This window comes from Curtobacterium sp. BNK-1 (genome assembly GCF_048685235.1).
GTDB classification, from domain to species: Bacteria; Pseudomonadota; Gammaproteobacteria; order Enterobacterales; family Enterobacteriaceae; genus Pantoea; species Pantoea agglomerans.
Genome location: NZ_JBLQTJ010000004.1, coordinates 486,352 through 505,262, shown reverse-complemented (window position 1 = coordinate 505,262; position 18,911 = coordinate 486,352). Strand labels below are relative to the sequence as shown.

The 18,911-nt window shown below is 57.7% G+C and carries 14 protein-coding genes; 2 read left to right on the top strand and 12 right to left on the bottom strand.

Translation table 11 applies throughout. From position 1 onward, the window contains the following. The first annotated feature begins 141 nt into the window (after window positions 1–141). Entirely contained in the window at window positions 142–1,248 is a 1,107-nt protein-coding gene (locus tag ACMGGP_RS22770; RefSeq protein ID WP_498798947.1) for a tyrosine-type recombinase/integrase, read from the top strand. An 18-nt stretch (window positions 1,249–1,266) separates the two neighbouring features. Here the strand turns inward: ACMGGP_RS22770 and pagP are convergent, their stop codons facing one another. Continuing rightward, window positions 1,267–1,836, bottom strand: a complete 570-nt coding sequence (pagP, locus tag ACMGGP_RS22765) for a lipid IV(A) palmitoyltransferase PagP (RefSeq protein ID WP_498798946.1) — start codon at window positions 1,834–1,836, stop codon at window positions 1,267–1,269. A 444-nt stretch (window positions 1,837–2,280) separates the two neighbouring features. Between pagP and fhuE the strand changes: the two genes are divergently transcribed. Continuing rightward, window positions 2,281–4,503 carry a ferric-rhodotorulic acid/ferric-coprogen receptor FhuE gene (gene fhuE / locus ACMGGP_RS22760; protein WP_498798945.1) on the top strand — a complete coding sequence of 741 codons (2,223 nt, stop codon included), beginning with the start codon at window positions 2,281–2,283 and terminating at the stop codon, window positions 4,501–4,503. A 70-nt stretch (window positions 4,504–4,573) separates the two neighbouring features. Here the strand turns inward: fhuE and ACMGGP_RS22755 are convergent, their stop codons facing one another. From ACMGGP_RS22755 to ACMGGP_RS22705, 11 genes are all read right to left on the bottom strand, one after another. After that, complete coding sequence (locus ACMGGP_RS22755; protein ID WP_498798944.1) at window positions 4,574–5,419, bottom strand: VOC family protein; 846 nt, start codon at window positions 5,417–5,419, stop codon at window positions 4,574–4,576. A 20-nt stretch (window positions 5,420–5,439) separates the two neighbouring features. Continuing rightward, window positions 5,440–6,579 carry an amidohydrolase gene (locus ACMGGP_RS22750; RefSeq protein ID WP_187501437.1) on the bottom strand — a complete coding sequence of 380 codons (1,140 nt, stop codon included), beginning with the start codon at window positions 6,577–6,579 and terminating at the stop codon, window positions 5,440–5,442. 2 nt (window positions 6,580–6,581) lie between these two features. After that, window positions 6,582–7,682, bottom strand: a complete 1,101-nt coding sequence (locus ACMGGP_RS22745; RefSeq protein WP_498798943.1) for an alkylhydroperoxidase domain protein — start codon at window positions 7,680–7,682, stop codon at window positions 6,582–6,584. Further along, window positions 7,679–8,686 (bottom strand): putative FMN-dependent luciferase-like monooxygenase, encoded by a 1,008-nt coding sequence (locus tag ACMGGP_RS22740; protein WP_010670390.1) that lies wholly within the window; start codon window positions 8,684–8,686, stop codon window positions 7,679–7,681. Before ACMGGP_RS22740 ends, ACMGGP_RS22745 begins: the two co-directional genes overlap by 4 nt. After that, a complete protein-coding gene (locus tag ACMGGP_RS22735; protein ID WP_159226820.1) occupies window positions 8,683–10,302 on the bottom strand; it encodes a dipeptide ABC transporter ATP-binding protein in 1,620 nt (539 codons plus the stop codon). Before ACMGGP_RS22735 ends, ACMGGP_RS22740 begins: the two co-directional genes overlap by 4 nt. Next, complete coding sequence (locus ACMGGP_RS22730; RefSeq protein WP_163763417.1) at window positions 10,299–11,150, bottom strand: ABC transporter permease; 852 nt, start codon at window positions 11,148–11,150, stop codon at window positions 10,299–10,301. The genes ACMGGP_RS22735 and ACMGGP_RS22730 overlap by 4 nt, the downstream gene beginning before the upstream one ends. Further along, a complete protein-coding gene (locus ACMGGP_RS22725) occupies window positions 11,147–12,088 on the bottom strand; it encodes an ABC transporter permease (protein WP_163763416.1) in 942 nt (313 codons plus the stop codon). Before ACMGGP_RS22725 ends, ACMGGP_RS22730 begins: the two co-directional genes overlap by 4 nt. A 12-nt stretch (window positions 12,089–12,100) precedes the next feature. Then, a complete protein-coding gene (locus ACMGGP_RS22720; RefSeq protein ID WP_187506784.1) occupies window positions 12,101–13,735 on the bottom strand; it encodes a TIGR04028 family ABC transporter substrate-binding protein in 1,635 nt (544 codons plus the stop codon). Window positions 13,736–13,958: 223 nt separating this feature from the next. Beyond that, window positions 13,959–15,185, bottom strand: coding sequence for an MFS transporter (locus tag ACMGGP_RS22715; protein WP_187506785.1), 1,227 nt, complete (start codon window positions 15,183–15,185; stop codon window positions 13,959–13,961). A 77-nt stretch (window positions 15,186–15,262) separates the two neighbouring features. Continuing rightward, on the bottom strand, window positions 15,263–17,617 hold the full coding sequence (locus ACMGGP_RS22710) for a GNAT family N-acetyltransferase (protein WP_124890596.1): 2,355 nt from the start codon (window positions 17,615–17,617) through the stop codon (window positions 15,263–15,265). 1 nt (window position 17,618) lies between these two features. Continuing rightward, the gene (locus ACMGGP_RS22705) at window positions 17,619–18,911 is read right to left on the bottom strand and encodes a lysine N(6)-hydroxylase/L-ornithine N(5)-oxygenase family protein (RefSeq protein WP_498798942.1); all 1,293 of its coding nucleotides are present in this window, start codon (window positions 18,909–18,911) and stop codon (window positions 17,619–17,621) included.

The window sequence follows — 18,911 nt, the reverse complement described above, 5'->3', positions numbered from 1 at the left end:
GTTTTACTTGTTGGTCATCACCCGAAAACTTCCTCAGATTTCATCAGAACGCGTCTTTGTGACTCCAGACTTATTAGGTCTGGAGTCATAGATAAACAATGGATAGAATGGCCCGCTCTGCAGTGACAAACAGGTATAAATGTGACCCCAGATCTGACACAGATCCCTGCGCGTTCAGCCCACGTAGGCCGCCATGTACTGATCTGGCTGGAGCAGGTTAAAAAGGCTTCACTCAGCGAGCTGGATAATTTTGGCGATGAAGGCTCGGTAGAGCAGGTGATGAAGGTCTGGGTAAAACTCTCGCTGCTGATAAGTCGGCGGCGTCCTGAGATCGCCATCTCCTCATTGCTGAAACATGTCCTGCCGAAGATCGGTTCGCAGCCACTCAAAACGCTGAACCGCTTACGCCTTAACCGGCTCTATAACATTCTGATCGCCGACGGTAAAAAAGAGGAGGCGCGGCGGGTGTTCGCGCTGACCAAACAATTTCTTGCCTGGGCCGAGATGCAGGGCTATCTCGATCATTCACCCATAGCTTCAATGAAAAAGCGTGATGTCGCGGGTCGCGCTACGCCGCCGCGCAGTCGGCAACTTACCGATGCAGAAATCTGGGTGTTCTGGCACGGGCTGGATAACTGGGCACTCTCGGAACAGGCGCGCTGGGCGCTGCGTTTATGCCTGGTCAGCGCCCGGCGGCCGGATGAAATTGTGCAGGCGCAGAAAGCGGAGTTCGATCTGCAATTAGGATTGTGGATGCAGGGTACGCGCAATAAGTCGCAGCGGGAGCATGTGCTGCCCATTTCACCGCTGATGCGTCAGTGCATCGAAGCGTTGCTGCGCGCCGCCGAACCAGCCTCACCCTGGCTGGTGCCCGCGCCACGCGATCCGCAACAGCCGCTGTCAAAAGGCGCGCTGAACCAGGCACTTCGCCGGATGATCCGCGCTCCCCGTGGGCTGGGACTGGAGGCGTTTACCCCGCGCGATCTGCGCAGGACTGCGCGTTCAAAACTCTCAGCGCTCGACACGCCTAATGACGTCGCCCGAAAAATCATGAACCATGCGCTTGAAGGAATCGATCGGGTCTATGACACCCATGACTATCTGAGTCAGATGCGCAGCGCCATGACTATCTTTTCGGACGCGGTAGAGCAGATTATTGAATGCGAAAGCTACCATCTGCTGCGTCATCGCTATGATGGCGAAACCCTCACGCTGGACGATCTCTCGCTCATGGCGATGTCACGCTAACGCTTATATCGGCAACTGTCAGAAGTGGTAGCGCAGCCAGGCAAAATAGACGTTACCGTTGTTATGGGTGCCGGGAATATAGGTCATCTGGAAATCGAGATCGCCATAGCCGACAGAGGTCAGCGGCAGTATCGCTGGCACCGGAATATAATCCCAGTTGTGCCGTGCGGTAAAGCCCGCCGTGTAACCCGCTCCCCAGTGAAAATTCTGGTCGGCCAGCGGACGCCATGTTGCCACCCAGCCATAGCCACCAAAGGGCTCCCATTTATTAAAGGAGTCCTTAAACGCCATTAAGTAGATGCCGTTCCAGTTCCCTTTTTCATCGTAGCGGGAGATACCTCCGCCCGCGCCCCAGGGCCTTTCATTATATTTATTGATGTGTTCACGATCGTAAGTGGCACGGTTGTGCCAGGTAATCGCGGGCAGATAAAAGTCGTAACCTTCTGGCTGCTGCCAGGTTGTGGCGACTTTATCACTGAAATTATCCCAGTCCGCACTCACGGTCTCCACAAGTGTGGCGGAGTGGGCTGAAAAAACACTGAAAACGGTGGTCGTTATCAGCGCTTTAAGCATTGAAATTTTGCGCACGTACAAATTCCTGCAATATCTGGTGTTAAATAAGGTGATAAAAGATTTAAGGCAGATATTGTGGTATCAGGAGTGACAACTACAGTTCAATGAACGGCCATTACAGGATTTTATCTTTAACAAATAATGATGCAGCAGCCCTGTTGCTCTGACAAGTCAGCAGGCGTGCTGACCCTATAAACGCCTCCCTGTCTTTATCATCTTCCAGCCGTCTTTCACACGCAGACAATTCCCTGAAAAAATTCGTATTGTTTGCTAACAAAATCTTGCAATGATAATCGCAATGCGTATATTTCTCATTTGTTTTAGAAGTTCATCACACCCGCGCGCAGGCGCTCAGGGAAAGGTTTCTGGTTCCTCAAACCATAAGCAGGGCAGCGATGTCCGCAGGAAGCATGGTCGTGACAGTGGCAGCATAAAAACATAAAGATAATTGAGGAATTAATGAACGCTTTCGATCTTCAACACCCCAGGGCAACGGACACTTCTGCTCTGCAACGTCCATTCCGCTTCTCCTTGCTGGCTGTCATCGTCGCCTCGTCGCTGGCGCATAACGCTGCTCATGCCGCAGAGACCGGCGCACCCGCTGCCAGCGATAACCAGACTATGACGGTCAGCGCGTCAGCCGATGATGCCGTAGCCGCTTCGCCCGCCACTGATTACAGCGTACCGGTTACCCGTGCGGGCACTAAAATGCTGGGCACCGTACGTGATGTCCCGCAGTCAGTCAGCATCGTCAGTAAGCAGCGTATGGCCGATCAGCAACTCCAGTCGCTGAATGATGTGCTCGCAAATACCACCGGTATTCGCGGTATCAGTGGTGATATGGATCGCACCAACTACTATGCGCGCGGCTTTATGATCGACAACTACATGGTCGATGGTATTCCTACTGCCTTTGCCGCTCGCTGGAACCTGGGCGATGCGCAGACCGATATGGCAATGTATGAGCGCGTTGAAGTGGTGCGCGGAGCGACCGGTCTGTTAACCGGACCGGGCAATCCATCAGCTGCCATCAATATGGTGCGCAAACACGCCGACAGCAAAGAGTTCGGCGGCACTGTCTCAGCCAGTTACGGCAGCTGGAATAAGCAGCGTTACGTGGCCGATCTCTCGGCTCCGCTCAGTGACTCCGGCAATGTTCGTGGCCGGCTGATCGCGGGCTGGCAGGATAACAACAGCTTCATAGAGCGCTACGGCGCCAAAAAACAGTTTATCTATGGCGTGGTTGACGCTGACCTGACCGACTCTGCCACGCTTTCGGTCGGCTATGAATTCAGCCAGGTCAATACGGATTCCACTATGTGGGGTGGCGCACCGCGCTGGTACACAGACGGCACGCAGATACATACCCGACGCGGCTACAACACCGCACCTGACTGGGCCTACAACGATAAAGAGAACCGTAAAGTCTTTGTGAACCTGAAACAGGACTTCGACAACGGCTGGAACATCACACTGAACGGCGCGCACAACGAGATGCGCCTCGACAGTAAGCAGATCTATCTTGATGGCTATTTCGATCGTAACACCGGGGCGGGCGTCTCTTCCTATGCCAACTATCCGGTGGTAGGCGGGACTGGTTACAACACCGGTAAACGCAAAGTGGATGCCGTTGATGCCTTCGCCAGCGGTCCTTATGAACTGCTGGGTCGTCAGCATGAGCTGATGGTCGGCGTCAATTACACCCGCCAGGATAACAAGTACTTCAGTACCTTTGAGAATATCTCATCAGAGTCGCTGGGCAACTACAACGAGTTTAACGGTCAGTATCCGGAATCGGCCTGGACGCCGCGTCTGCCAGCCAGCGATACCCAACTGGTTCGCCAGAAATCGACTTATATGGCGACCCGTCTGTCGCTCGCCGATCCGCTGCACCTGATTATCGGTGCCCGTTACACCAACTGGAACCGTGAAACGCCTGGTGGTGAAATGGAAGAAAATAACACCACCCCTTACGGCGGATTGATTTATGACTTCGCTGAAAACTGGTCGGCTTACGCCAGCTATACCTCGGTGTTCCAGCCACAGGACTATCGCGACCGAAACAGCGATTACCTGTCGCCGATCATCGGTAAAAACTACGAGGCAGGCCTGAAATCTGACTGGATGGATAGTCGCTTCACCACCTCGATTTCGGTGTTCCGCACCGAGCTGGATAATGTCGGTGAAGCAACCACTCAGACGGTTCAGGGGTCAGGTGATGTCGCGTACATTGGCCGTAAAGGCGTGGTGAGTCGTGGCGTGGAGTTTGAAGTCAACGGCGCATTGACCGACAACTGGCAGATGACCCTGGGCGGCACGCGCTACATTGCGGAAAACCGCGATGGCAGCACCTTTAACCCGCAACTGCCGCAGACCAGCTTTAACCTGTTCAGCAGCTATCGCCTGCCGACGTTGCAGCAGCTGACGCTGGGTGGCGGCGTGAACTGGCAGACACATATCTGGAATGACGTCGGTGGCCCGGAAGGCAATGGCACCTGGCGTGCCCGTCAGGGCAGCTATGCGCTGGTTGATCTCTTCGCCCGTTATCAGGTGAACAAAAATCTGTCTCTGCAGGGCAACCTCAATAACCTGTTCGACAAAGAGTATGACACTAACGTGGCCAGCTCCGTAGTCTACGGCGAACCGCGTAATTTCTCAGTGACCGCCAGCTACACTTTCTGATTTGTGTCGTTGTAAAGCCTGTGAAAAACGCCTCAGTTGAGGCGTTTTTCATCCCCTCCTGAATCTGTACTCAGTTAAACCGCAGTGCCAGGTTAAAACCTTCTGAAGACTCCACCACAATCGCCTCGGGCTGCTCATGAAAGGCAATTTCACCCTTCACCAGCGCGCGTTTAACCAGGCCGAGATCCTCCGTCTCAAAACCCAGCGCGACCATCCGGGCGCTGCCATCATAGTCTTCCGGCAGCGGGCCAAATCGCTGCTGCGCATAGTCTGCCGAAGCAAAACGAACCGTGGCAGCACTCGCGCGCAGGACAAAGGCGCCTTCGGGACAGGCGAGCACTTTAGCGGCCCCAAACAGGCGGCTATAGACCAGCGCTGAAAGCGCCGGATCCTGCGCGACAATCACAAACTCACTGATATTACGCACGCCATTGGGGTGACGCTGCCATGCCGGCTGCCATACCGCTTCGGGCGTCAGATGCTGGCAAAAAAAGCTGCGGCCATTGGGTACCAGCGAAGGGCGAATCCGTACGGTCCGAAAGTGCGCTTCACTCACCGAACCGTCGGGCAGGGTGACCGGACGGTGAAAGGCCGCTGGCGGATCGCCATCCAGATCCTGCCGTTGCAGATGCTGAAACTCACTCTCTGCATCGCTGCTTTTCCACACCAGACCGCTCAATCCCAGCGGCGATTGCCAGAGATCGGCGCGCTGGCTCCCTTTGCCCGTCTCATAGCCCAGCAGTTCCAGGTAGTTCTCACCAAAAATAGCCAGGTGATTACTCGATCCCAGAGAGTGATGACCCCGTTCAGTGAGCTGAAAGCCGAGCCTTCGGAAGCGCGCGCTGGCGCTGTCGAGCTGGTCGGCCACATTAATCACAGCATGATCAAGAATCGGTTGTGGAACCTGAACTGACATAGCAGCACTCCTTTTTTTCGTCATTGCGCCGCCACAATCTGCAACGCGCGTGGCACCAGCTGCGTGAAGTAGTCCACCGCCGGGCCAATCAACGCTTCATCAGGATCGAAGGCGGCGTGATGCAGACCAAATTCGCTGGCACTGCCGATGCTGACAAACGCCCCCGGAACCTGCTGCAGATAGAAGGCAAAATCTTCTCCTCCCATCTGCGGCGACTCAGCGTGCTCCGCGAGATAGCCACTCTGTTGGGCAACGTCCAGCGCAACATCCACCCAGCCTGGCGTGTTAATCAGGGCCGGCGGTCCTTCAGTCCACTCCAGTTCGGCGGTCGCACCAAACCCGGCGGCAATACCCTGAATCAGGGATCGCATGCGGTGCGGGATCTGCGCCCGAATTTCGCCGTTGTGGGTGCGCACGGTGCCCTCCAGCTCAACGCTTTGTGGCAGCACGTTCCAGGTATTTCCGGCGGTAAAGCGCGTCACGCTCAGCACCACCGTTTCCAGCGAGCTGAATACCCGGCTCGGCAGGGTCTGCAGAGCCGTTACGATATGGCTGGCTATTACAATCGAATCGATGCCCTCCTGCGGTCGCGCGGCATGGGCGCCTTTGCCCTCAATGCGGATAACAAAGCGGTCTACGTTGGCATAAAACGCACCTGCCCGGCTACGCAGCGTGCCCAGCGGCAGGTCGGGCGCGTTGTGCAGGCCGAATATCGCCTGAACGCCATCCAGCGCACCGGCATCAATCAGCTGACGTGCGCCATTAAAGGTCTCTTCAGCGGGCTGAAACAGAATCCGTACCCGGCCTGGCAGCGTGTCTTCCTGCTGTTTCAGCTGCAACGCCACGCCGAGCATCACGGCGCTGTGAACGTCGTGACCACAGGCGTGCATCACGCCCGGCTGCTGTGATCGCCACGGGCGTTCGGTGGTTTCTTCAATCGGTAACGCATCGATATCCGCGCGCAGGGCGATCAGAGGTTCGCCATGACCGATTTCAGCCACGACGCCGGTTTTCAGCCCCAGCGGCAACAGCCGGATCCCGGCCTGCTCCAGCCAGCGGGTAATACGTTCCGTGGTGGCAAATTCATGATTCGAAAGTTCAGGATGCTGATGCAGTTCGCGACGCCACTGCACCAGTTGGTCGGTTAAAGGCAAAGTCATGATTATCCCTGTTGTTCCGGCAGAAAAGGTTCGCCCAGCGTCAGCATCAGGCGATTAGCCCAGGCAAAAAAGGCGGTTGATTGAATCAGATCGAGCAGGGCGAGCGTATCCAGACCCTGTTCACGCAGTGCAGAGAGCTGGGACTGTGTCGGCTGGGCAGGGGTCAGCGACAGCGCTGCTGAGAATTCGATGATCGCCTGCCAGCGCGCGGCGTGTCCGTGAGATAACACCGCGCCGGGTGCAACATTCAGCAGCTTCTGTACCGCTTCATCCTGCTTTGAGAGCTGGCTGGCTTTACGCGCATGGACTGAGACGCAGTAAATGCAGCCGTTGACCTTACTTACCACGGTGGCAGCCAGTTCGCGCTCGGCGCGTGGCAGCCCTCCTGCGGTATAAAAAATGCCTTTATCGGTCAGGGTGCGCTGCTCCAGCAACGGCAGATTGCGCGCCAGCAGGCGAAAATAGTCGGAGTCGGTGTGACCGAATTTTGCCAGTGTCGCCTGCTCTTCCTCGCTGAATTCCGTCAGCGGCTTTGCCGGCAGCCATGGCTCCCAGCCGAGTTCCTGTTGCGTAAACGCGGTCAGGGCAGTTTTGCCGCTGGCGGTATGTAAGGCCTCGTGCCAGTGACCGGCGACTACCGGGGCAACCTCACCCGACGCCTCATCGCCCTGTAAGCTGCGCAGACCCGTCAGCAACCGGCTCTGAAAACTGACAAATGCCACCAGCTGTGCCAGTGTGACAATGCCGCGCAGGCTCCAGCCCGACTGTTTTAAAGCCTCCAGATGCGCGGGAGCAGCAGTAACCGGCTCAAAGGTCAGGCGATGGGCAAAAGCCTGTGCCGCGTTGATCCGATCACTCCCGGCCAGACTCTCCTGTGGCTGGTAGTGCGCCTGCAGGCCGGGTTGTGCATGCCAGCCGGCAACCTGTGCGGCCAGCAGACGGCGCTCCGCCAGCGGAAAATCTTCATCACCCTGGCTAAACAACAGGGTGTAGCTACCCTGAGCATGTTGTGTGGCGGCGTGACGTGTCTGGCGCGCATGGGCCAGTTCGGAATCGGGATTGATATCTGCCAGTGTGGCGATCAAATCGTCAGGTTGATTCATGAAATTCTCCTGTGAGGTTCGCCAGCGGCACGAAGCGCGGGCGCAAGATGTTGGGCAATCAGTTCAATCGAGCGCAGCGTGTCGGCATGCGAAGGCTCAACCGAATGCACCTGAAATGAGATGTCGGTGACGCGCGCCAGTGTGCTGTCCTGCGCCAGCGAGTGCTGCACCTGATCGATGCCGCCAACATGGGCATCAAACTGCGCCAGCAGGTCATCAAAGCGTTCACCGCGTAATTCGCCACGATACTGCGCAGCCTGCTGACGAATTCCCGGTTCAGCTACCTGACGGGCATAGCGGTCAGAATCGGCCACGAATGCGGTACGGGAGGCGAGGATGCGCGGAGTGGTTCCCGCAGGAAGTGCCGCAAGATAGGCATCGATCAGCGGATTCTGCAATGCATCCAGCGGCAGCTCAGGCTGGCCCGCCGGACGCGGCTGGGTGCGGGACAGCATCAGGCCATGGCCGCCCTGAGCGGCACGGATCGCGCCCTCAACCGAGAAGGTGGCGATCCACACCCGTCCGGCAAGCTGCGGCGCGGCGGGATAGAGATGATTATCAGGATGCCCCAGTGAATCCCCGCGCCAGGCACTGAGCAGCGTATGCAGATGGTCGGCAAAAGCGGCACCGCGCTCGGCAAAGGTCAGACCAAACGGCAAAAACGAATCCGGCGTGCCACCGGAGCCCAGCCCGATCTCCAGCCGCCCATCTGCCAGCAGATCCAGTACTGCGGCATCTTCAGCCACCCGCAGCGCATTTTCCATTGGCAGGGTGATGATGGCGGTGCCGAGCCGGATGGTGCGGGTCTGCGCGGCGACATGCGCCAGGAAGAGCAGCGGCGACGGCAGACCACCCTCATCCTGATGAAAATGGTGCTGAGCAATCCACGCATTATCAAATCCGCAGCGTTCGGCATGCTGGATCTGTTCGGTGGCCAGCTGATAGCGCTGTTTCGCCGGCACCTTATCCAGCAGCCGGGTAAAAAATCCGAGACGTCGGCTCATGCTGACTCCTTGTGGGTTAAGGGAATAAGCGGAGGAATGGCAGCCATTAATTCCCGGGTATAAGGATGCTGTGGCGCACTGAAAATCGTGACAACGTCACCTTGCTCTGCGACTTCGCCCGCTTTTAACACCGTGACGCTGTCGGCAATCTGTCGCACCGTCGCCAGGTCGTGCGTGATAAACAGATAGGTCAGACCCAGTTCGGCCTGAAGCTGTTGCAACAGGTCGAGGATTTGCGCCTGCACCGTGACATCCAGCGCCGAGGTCGCCTCATCCAGTACCAGAATCTCCGGCTTGCAGATCAGTGCCCGGGCAAGAGCCACACGCTGCCGCTGACCGCCGGAAAGTTCGTGAGGTTGACGTGACAGAAGAGAGAGCGGCAGCGCCACCCGCGTGGTCATCCCTTCTACGCGCTCACGGCGCTGACTGCGGCTCAGTCGCTCAAAATTACGCAGTGGCTCTTCAATAATTGCATATAGCGTCTGACGCGGATCGAGCGAGGCAAATGGGTTCTGATAGACAAACTGGATCTTCCGCCGCAGCTGACGCAGCGCCTCGCCGCGTAATCCGTTGACCACGATGCCATCCAGCGTCACCTCGCCGCTGTCTGCGGTTTCAAAACCCATAACGATGCGCGCCAGCGTGGTTTTGCCTGAGCCGGATTCGCCTACCAGTGCATGGGTAGTGCCGCGCGCCACCTGAAAGCTGACCTGGTTCAGCGCCTGCAAACGCTGCTGTTTGCCCAGCGAAAAGCTTTTCATCACGCCGGTTGCCCGGATGGCGGGGGCAGAAAAACGGGCGGTTGCAGATTTAACTCTGGCGGGTCGCTGTGGTGCCGCATCATTCAGTAACTGACGGGTATAAGGATGAGCAGGCGCGCTGATAACCTGTTCAGTGCGGCCCGATTCCTGAATCTCGCCGTGACGAAACACGATAATACGATCTGCGCGTTGCGCCGCCAGCGCCAGGTCGTGGGTGACAAACAGCACGGCGGTGCGGGATTCCTGCCGCAGGTTGTCCAGCAGATCGAGAATGCGCTTTTGCACCGTGACATCCAGCGCGCTGGTCGGCTCATCCGCAATAATGATCTCCGGCTGCAGGGCGAGAGCAATGGCGATCAATACCCGCTGCTTCATGCCACCCGACAGCTGATGCGGATACTGCTTAACCCGCTGTTCCGGATGGCTAAGGCCGACGCGATTCAGCAGGTCAACCACCCGCTGCTGGCGCTGCGCTGACGGTAATTTCAGGTGCAGTCGCAGGATCTCTTCCACCTGTTCGCCGACCGTTTTCACCGGGTTCAGTGAATTACCGGGATCCTGCGGCACCAGACTGATGCGCGCCCCGCGCAGGGTATCGAAGCGCTTTTGCGACCACTGACTGATATCCACGCCGTTGAGCAGGATTTCGCCCCCTTCGCGGCGGCCATTTTCCGCCATCAGACCCATTATCGCCTGTGCGGTAGTGGTTTTACCGGAGCCGGACTCCCCGACCAGCGCCACCATCTCACCGGGCTGCAGCTCGAAGCTGACATTATGTACCACCGGCTGCCAACGGTTGCCGCTGCGATAGCTTAGCGTCAGATTGTTGACCGCGAGTAACGGCTGAGCGCTCATCGGCGTCCTCCTGAAAGTTGCTGGCTGATGCGGTTGGCTGCGAGCACCACAGCGACCACCACCACACCAGGAAAAGTGGTCAGCCACCAGGCGGTAGCCAGATAATTACGCCCTTCAGCGATTAACAGACCCCATTCCGGCACCGGCGGCGGGGTGCCGTAGCCAAGGAAACTCAGAGTCGACAGCGCCAGAATCGCCTGACCAAATTGCAGGGCGGCATAGGCGATCACCGGCGTCAGCGCATTGGGCAGAATGTGACGCCACAGCACGCTGAAAAAGCGGCCGCCGCTGCCGTAAGCCGCTTCGACATACTCACTGTGACGAATGCGCACCACTTCGGCGCATGCCAGTCGGGCGAAGCTGGCGATGGAGGCAATGCCCACCGCTAATGCGGCATTCAGGGTGCCGAAGCCGAGTAAAATCAGCACGCTCAGAGAGAGCAGCAACGCCGGAATCGCCAGCAGGACATCCACTGCGCGCATCACAATTGATTCAGTTTTGCCGCCGATAGCTCCTGCCACCAGACCCAGCGCGGTACCAGCCAGCAGTCCGATCGCCACCGCCATGACGGCGGCGGAGAGTGAATGTGACGCGCCGTAAACGATGCGGGCAAAGAGATCGCGGCCAAGCTGATCGGTGCCGAGCCAGTGTCCGGCCTGCGGTGCGAGTCGCTGTGCACCCGCAACGCCTTCAATCGGGCTGGCCTGGGTAAAGAGGGCCGGGAACAGGGCCGCCAGTACGGCCAGCAGCATGACTGAAACGGCGATCCACAGGCCCGGCGAAAACCGTAAAGTGCGCCTCTTTGCCGCCACGGGTTGCCGCGCGGCAGCGTAATCAACCAGACTCATGTTGCACCTCGTAACAGCTGTAAGCGCGGGTCAAACAGCGGCATCAGCAGATCCACCAGCAGGTTGATCACCACAAAACCCAGCGCGGAGATCATCACCACCGCCTGCAACACCGCCACATCCTGATTGTTCACCGCCTGCTGCGTCAGCTGTCCCAGACCACCCAGGCCAAACACCGTTTCGGTAATCAGCGCACCGGCAATCAGTTCTCCCAGCAGCAAGCCCGCCACGGTGAGCACCGGCAGCATGGCGTTGCGCAGGATGTGCCGCCACAGCACGTAGTGCTCGCTGGCCCCTTTGGCGCGCGCCACCGCCACAAAAGGCCGGGTTGCAACCTCATCGATGCTGCGCAACAGAATCTGAGCCAGCGGCGCTGAGATCGGAACGGCGACCGTAATGATGGGCAGAATCAGTCCCTGCCACGGTGAGGGATTGATTACCGGGATCCAGCGCAGCTGGAATGAGAAGAGCTGAATCAGGGCTATGCCGAGCCAGAAGGTCGGCACTGAGATAAACAGCGCGGGCAGTGACTGCAGCAGATTACGCAGGCCGCGCAGGGCAGGCAGCCGCGACAGTGTCGCCAGCACGAATGCCAGCAGTGTCGCCAGCAAAAAGCCGCACAGGGCCAGTCGCAGCGTGCCAGGCAGATTGCTGGTCAGCAGTTCACTGACCGGCACGCCCGCCTGCACCGAATAGCCGAAGTCGCCGTGCAGTATCGCCACCAGCGTGTGCAGATATTGCTGCCACAGCGGGCTGTCCGCGCCATAGGCCTGACGCATCTCAGCAATCTGCTGCGGACTCAGGCCGAGATCCGGATTCTGAAACTTGATCAGGACCGCATCGCCTGGCAGCACCTGTAGCAGCACAAACGACAGGGTAAACGCGGCCCACAGGACCAATACACCCAGGCCAGCACGTTGCAGCAGATAATGACGCATCCTCACCTCCGGTTACTGTTTTTCCAGCCAGGCGCCATAGAGTGCCGGACGGCCTACCGCTTCAAAACTGACCCCTTTCAGCCAGGGCGCACCGGCATAGACCTGCGGCTCTTCGAAGATCGGAATCACATAGGCCTGGTCCAGCAGATACCGCTGAACGTCACCGGTCAGCTGTAATCGTTTTGCCGGGTCAACTTCAGCGGAGATGGCGACCAGCAGCTGGTTCAGCTTGTCATCACGGAAGTTTTTCACTTTGTCGCTGGAGCCGCCTTTCTGCAGCAGGTTGTCGCGGTTAGCCGGATAGAAACTGCTTTTGATCACGTCGGGATCGGCGCGGCCGACTTCGGTGACGTTCAGCGGGGTCTTAAGGGGGTCGAGATTATCCAGCGTTTTGCTGCCGGCATCGCCCGCTTTAACGCTGAGGGCGACGCCCGCCTGGCGCCACTGCTGTGCCACCAGTTGCAGCACCTCTTTGTTTTGCGGCTGCGGCAGTGATTCATAGACGGTTAGCGCCAGTCGCTGGCCTGCTTTTTCACGGATGCCATCGGCACCCGGTTGCCAGCCCGCCTGGTCCAGCAGTGCCTTCGCTTTTGTCAGATCAAAAGTGAGTTTGTCCGCCAGATTGACGTAGCCGGCGGCGGTGGTGGCCACGACCGAGGTTGCCTGCGGATAGTTCGGCGAGAAGAGCGTATCAACCACCTGTTTCGCATTGGTGGCGTGCAGCAGCGCCTGACGCACCCGGATATCGCTGACCAGCGGATTATCCGGACGGAAGCTGAGGCTGTCGTTTACACCACGGGTCGGCGCGGCATAAACCGGGAAGTTCTGATCTTTAGCCTGCTTCTCGTCGTAGGCCTGCACCTGGCGGATCAGGCCTGCCTGGCCCGCCAGCAGTGCACCGATGCGCACGCTGTCTTCCGGCGTCACGATCACTTTTATCGCATCCAGATTGGCCGGGCCTTGCTGCTGAATGTTTTTCGGTCCCCACTGATAATCTTTACGCGCTACCAGATCCACCTCCCGACCGAGCTTCTCATCACTAACTACAAACGGGCCGGAGCCGATAATGTGACGGGCATCGCCCAGCTGATCGAAACTGCGCGCCAGGGTACTCAGCGAGACCAGGCCAGAGCCAATGGTGGCGGTGCCCTGTAAAAATCCGGGCGAGGGTTTTTTGAAATAGAATTTCACCGTCAGCGGGTCGATCACCTCGCTGCGTTCATAGTTATTAATCACTTCCGATACCGGCAGGCGCAGCGCTTTATTTCCCAGCCCGTAGGTATCAAAGTTTTTCGCCACCGCGTTCGCATCTAATGGTGTGCCATCGGAAAAAGTCACGCCAGGCCGTAATTTAAAGGTGTATTCGGTTTTGTCGGCGTTGGTAGTCCAGCTTTCTGCAATCCAGGGTTCAACCTGCAGCGTTTCGGGATTCTGCCAGGTTAATTTATCGGTGATCTGATTGAGAATGCCGCCATTAGGGTAAAAGCCACCGGCAGGCGGATAGAGGTTGGTATGTGCCTGCTGTTCAAGATAAATCAGCGTACCGCCTTTGACCGGTGCAGCCCCCGCGTTAAAGGTCAGAGTCCCGGCAAGTAAAGTAAAAACCAGCGTTTGTGCGCGTGGTTTAAGGGGAAATAACGTCTTCATGGTGAATTCCTTTGTTATCAATTGCCTCAGCAGGCGGAATCATCATCGAATGACGCAACACACAGATAAAGTAACGATTTGGTCAAAGCTTATCTGAAAAAAATAAATGCGGGATTGGGCGGGATGTAATCTCTTTATTTCAGTTGCAGGATGGCAAATAAATTTCTGCCATCCTGCCGGGTTATATTTTATCAACGGCACACAGCGGATTCATAAGGGTCCGCTATTCCGCGCACAATTTCCGCTGGCCTGCACGCAGAAAAGCGCTGACCAGAACCAGCCACAGCAGACCGCAGATCAGGTTCACCACACTGAAGCCGCCGGTGCCGTAACTAAAATACGCGGTTTTGGCTGCTTCAATGCCCAGCGCAATAATCAGAATACTCACCATGCCGAGCATCGCCGCCACGCTGCCTTTTCCGGCGCTGCTGGAAAAAAGCGTCATGCGATAAAGTCCGGCACTGACCAGCCCGGCACCGAAGCCGTAGAGGCTAATTCCGGCAGTCAGCCACAGATAGCTTTGCGGATTTAGCACGGTAGCGGTTACTGCGATTGCCAGCCCGCAGACCACCGGCCAGGCACCGAGCCGTAACGGCTGTTCAATGGGCAGACGGCTGGATAAGCGTCCCAGCGTCAGGTTGCCCGCAATCATGGCGGCGAAGACCGGCAGCTGTAATAACGCATAGTCGATGCGGCTGAGTCCCGCATCGTGAATTAAAATCACCGGCGACAATGCGACCCATGCGATGCAGGGCACAGTGACCAGTCCGATGGCCAGCGAGCCACGCATCACCTGACGATCCTTCAGCAACGCCGCGTAACCGCTGATAATCGATCGCAGCGACAGCGGTTTCTGCCGGTCGCCTGCGGTTTCGGGCATCGCAAACCACAGACCCGCCAGCGCCAGCGCCGCGACAGCGCCAATCAGCCAGAACAGGGTGCGCCATTCACCTACGGTAAGAAAAGCCGCGCCCGCCATCGGACCGGCCAGCGGGGCCAGCAGGGCGACGTTGGCCATCAGCGCCATCATTTTGATGCTGAGCGATTCCGTAAACGCCTCCTGCACCGCCGCGTAGCCTACCGCGCCAATAAAACAGAGGCTGACGCCCTGCAGAAAACGCAGCAGGACGAACTGCTCAATGCTTTGCACCCAGTGCGTCGCCACACACGAGAGCATAAAAAAGGCCACGCCGCTAAGTAGCACCGGACGCCGCCCGATACGGTCAGAGAGGGGGCCAAGCAGCCATTGCAGCATAATGCCACCGGCCAGATAGGCGGTGAGCGAAGTAGAGACCCACTCCGGCCCGACCTTAAATTCCTGAGTCACCAGCAGCATGCCGGGCTGGATCATGTCGTGAGCGATATAGGTAGCGAACTCAAACAACACCAGCGACAGCGGGAAGATCAGATGTCGTCGGGTCAGTTGCGCGACCGGTTCGAAAGAAACCATTACGGATACCTGCGATAAAGCCATTAAAAAAGCGGCCACCAGGGTGACCGCATAATTTCAGCGTGACGGTGTAACGCTTATCGCCAGCGGGCAATCGGGTTGTTCAGCGTTCCGGCGAACTTGAGATTCTCAGCGGGATCGGCGAGGTTTATCATCTGCTGGTTATTCGCCAGCTGCAGGCGGTTCAGACAGGAGCGGGTAAACTCCGGCGCGAACATGTCATAGCGCGCGAACTTAGTGGCATGCTCCGGGTGCGCCTGCTGGTAATCCTTCACGCACTGCGCCACCGCCTGCCAGAATTCTTCCTCCGGCAGCGTTCCTGACTGATGCAGAATCGCGCTGATAAAGCGGAAGATGCAGTCAAACACATCGGTGAAGATCGAGAGCAGCTTCAGGTTCTCCGGCACATCCACCGCCAGACGCTGCACGCCTTCCGGCAGCACCGCATCCGGATTCATCACGGCGATCTCTTCGCCGATATCCTTCATGTATGCACTGACCGGCACGTTGTTCTCCAGCAGCATGATGAGGTTTTCACCGTGCGGCATAAACACCAGGTCATGCTGATAGAAGCAGTGCAGCAGCGGGCTGAGATAGCAGGTCAGGTAGCGTTCTATCCACTGCTTCGCGGGCAAACCAGAATCCGCTATCAGCGCTGGCAGCAGTGCCTGCTGATGGTGATCGACGTGCAGGAAAGAGGCCATGGTCATCAGACGCTGGCCGGGCTGCAGGCTGGCCGCAGGATTATCCCGCCACAGCGCAGCGAACATCTTTTTATAGGCGGAGTCGCCTTTGATCGCCTGCTCATAGTAGCGGTTGTGATAGCCGACCGCCGCGACTTCGCGCAGGATGCGGAAATCACAGCGATTCAGCCACGCATCGCCAGCAACCAGTTGTTCCAGCCAGCCGTTTATCGCAGGCGTTGTCGCCATATAGTAGGGGGACAGTCCGCGCATAAAGCCCATGTTCAGCACCGACAGGGCGGTTTTCACGTAGCGCTTCGTGGGCTGGCTGCGGTTAAAGAAGGTGCGGATCGACTGCTGCGCCTGGTAAGCATCGTCTCCGGTGCCGAGATAAACAATATCGTGACTGGCGATGTCCGCCGCAAATACGGTCAGCAGTTTGTTCTGCCACTGCCACGGATGCACCGGCATCAGGATATACTCCTCAACCGCCAGCCCTTTATTCACCAGCTGCGCAGTAAACTGCTCCAGGGTGGTGTCGCCCAGTTCATCACGCATCAACTGCTCATAGCTCAGCTCGCTGAGGCTGGAGAAATGGGCGTTGCGGCGATGAACCGCGACCCAGATGAGGTGAACGGGCGCGGCGGCCTCGGGCGCATACGCCAGATAATCATGGGCATCGAAGCCAATACGCCCGTTGTTGGCAACAAAGCAGGGATGGCCTTCGGTCATCGCCGCTTCCACCGTCTGGAAATCGGCTGAGACCAGCGCCTGGCTGTCAGGATTATTCTTCTGCAGCTTATAAACGCTACTGCACAGCGTGCTGCTGATCTCTTCCATGTAGGTCGCCAGCAGTGCCTGTGTAATACCGATCTCCCCGTTAAACTCCACGATAAACTTCAGCGCATCCAGCGGCAGATCACGACCGTTCTCCTGCTTGCGCAGTGAGCCGGCGTCAATTTCCCAGTGATCCAGCGCCAGCCGCGACGCCCGGAAATGGTAGCTCGCTTCACCGCCTGGCACCGCAAGCTGATAGCTGCCGTCGCCCGACTCCTGTGGCGTAATGATTTTCTCATGCGCGAACTCGGCAATCGCTTTACGGATCAGCATGCGGTTTGCCTGCGCCCATTGGTCGCCCGTCAGATGTGTACCGTTCATCAGCGAAGAGGGGGTGTTCATAGTCTGCGACTCCTGCAGTAACGCGTGTTGATAATCTTCCCGCTGGCAAAAGGCCAGCCAGGCGGTTTTATGACCCATGTCGATGGTGTGCTGATAGCGGAACCCGGCACGCTTATTCAGCACGTGAATCTTCTCATTGCGCACATCTGGCTCTACCACCACGCGGCGCACCTCGGGGCGGCTGAACATGTAGTCCATCACCAGCGTGAAGACCTGCCAGCTGAAGGCTCTGATCGGCTGGCTGGCGGGGGCTATCAGAATATGCATGCCGTAATCATCGGGTGCGGCAGGATAAAATTTGCCGACCTCATCGTCGCAGGCGCGATAGCACTCAATCAGGCAGACCGGCTGGTCGTTGCAGCAACCAATCAGCGCAGCATGGGGATCGGCTGCAGTCAGCGTCTGGTAGAACTCAGCGACCTGATTCAGGCTCTGCTGCTGCATGCCCCAGAAGCGGGCGTAATCGCGGGTGACCCAGCTATGAATCAGCGGCGCATCGCTGGCGAGCATGGGCCTCAGGGTGAACTGGCCTGCGGGGCGGGCGGCGCTGAACAGTGTTTGTGAACTCATCTCAGTGCTCCGATTTAGCCGGGAAGGTCTGGAAGGCAATCTGACGCTCGATCGGGTAGACCTCGCGTCCGGTCAGTTCGCGCAGCAGCACCGAGTTGCGGTAGCAGGCCATGCCGAGATCCGGCGTAACAAAGCCATGGGTGTGCAGTTCGGCGTTCTGCACGAAGATCTGATTGTGATAATCGATGCTGTAGTTGCGCTGCACGTCGTAGCGGCCTTTGTCATCCCAGCGCAGGCGGGCGTTGATGCCCTCTAAAAACATCGGTGGCTGGTAGTGATAGCCGGTCGCCATCACCAGTCCTTCGGTGCGACGGGTGAAGGTGCAATCCTGCTCCTCCTGATACAGCGTCAGCTCGAACTCTCCCTGTGGCAGCCAGCGCATAGCGGTCAGCGCCGAGTGAGTAAACAGGTTAACGTTCAGATCGCCGTCGAGCTGTTTTACATACATCAGGTCATAAATGTCGTTAATCAGGCTGCTGTTGATGCCTTTGTAGAGATTCTTGTGGCGCGCATTCAGTTCGTCGCGGGTGCTGGCGGGCAGCGCGTGGAAATAGTCGACCCACTCCGGCGAGGTCATCTCCAGCGTGAGCTTAGTGTACTCCAGCGGATAGAAGCGCGGCGCGCGGGTGATCCAGTTGAGCTGATAGCCAAAGCGGTCGATATCGGTCAGCAGGTCGTAGTAGATTTCTGCCGCGCTCTGGCCGCTGCCCAGCACGGTGATGGAACGCTTCTGCTGCAGTTCCGCTTTGTTGACCAGATAGTGGCTTGAGTGCGTCAGGCGCTGGCGGTGCGGCTGGCTGCACTCCGGCATCCAGGCTTTTGGCCCGGTGCCGAGGATCAGATGTCGTGCCAGATAGTTCTGTTTCTGACCATTCCGGGTGTTGGTGACCTGGAGTTGATAGACGCCAGCCGCCTCATCGTAGCTGACATACTCAACGTGGCTGTTCCAGCGCAGATTAGAGAGCCGCGAACTGGCCCACTGGCAGTACTGATTATACTCTTTGCGCATCAGGAAGAAGTCTTCACGGATATAAAAAGAGTATAATTTCCCCTTTTCCTTCATGTAGTTAAGCAGGCTGTAAGGGCTGGTCGGATCGGCGAGTGTCACCAGATCGGCCATAAACGGCGTCTGCAGATGGGCATTTTCCAGCATCATGCCGGTGTGCCAGTCAAAGCCCGGGTTCTCATCCAGGAAAAGACCGTTCAGTCCCTCAACCGGCTCACTCAGACAGGCCAGACTCAGGTTGAAAGGGCCGATACCGATACCAATAAAATCGTAAACGGAATTATTCAT

Excerpts from the sequence above, each read along its gene's own strand:
- fhuE (WP_498798945.1), top strand. The coding sequence starts at position 2,281 with ATGAACGCTTTCGATCTTCAACACCCCAGGGCAACGGACACTTCTGCT.
- ACMGGP_RS22755 (WP_498798944.1), bottom strand. The coding sequence starts at position 5,419 with ATGTCAGTTCAGGTTCCACAACCGATTCTTGATCATGCTGTGATTAAT.
- ACMGGP_RS22750 (WP_187501437.1), bottom strand. The coding sequence starts at position 6,579 with ATGACTTTGCCTTTAACCGACCAACTGGTGCAGTGGCGTCGCGAACTG.
- ACMGGP_RS22745 (WP_498798943.1), bottom strand. The coding sequence starts at position 7,682 with ATGAATCAACCTGACGATTTGATCGCCACACTGGCAGATATCAATCCC.
- ACMGGP_RS22740 (WP_010670390.1), bottom strand. The coding sequence starts at position 8,686 with ATGAGCCGACGTCTCGGATTTTTTACCCGGCTGCTGGATAAGGTGCCG.
- ACMGGP_RS22735 (WP_159226820.1), bottom strand. The coding sequence starts at position 10,302 with ATGAGCGCTCAGCCGTTACTCGCGGTCAACAATCTGACGCTAAGCTAT.
- ACMGGP_RS22730 (WP_163763417.1), bottom strand. The coding sequence starts at position 11,150 with ATGAGTCTGGTTGATTACGCTGCCGCGCGGCAACCCGTGGCGGCAAAG.
- ACMGGP_RS22725 (WP_163763416.1), bottom strand. The coding sequence starts at position 12,088 with ATGCGTCATTATCTGCTGCAACGTGCTGGCCTGGGTGTATTGGTCCTG.
- ACMGGP_RS22720 (WP_187506784.1), bottom strand. The coding sequence starts at position 13,735 with ATGAAGACGTTATTTCCCCTTAAACCACGCGCACAAACGCTGGTTTTT.
- ACMGGP_RS22715 (WP_187506785.1), bottom strand. The coding sequence starts at position 15,185 with ATGGTTTCTTTCGAACCGGTCGCGCAACTGACCCGACGACATCTGATC.
- ACMGGP_RS22710 (WP_124890596.1), bottom strand. The coding sequence starts at position 17,617 with ATGAGTTCACAAACACTGTTCAGCGCCGCCCGCCCCGCAGGCCAGTTC.
- ACMGGP_RS22705 (WP_498798942.1), bottom strand. The coding sequence starts at position 18,911 with ATGAATAATTCCGTTTACGATTTTATTGGTATCGGTATCGGCCCTTTC.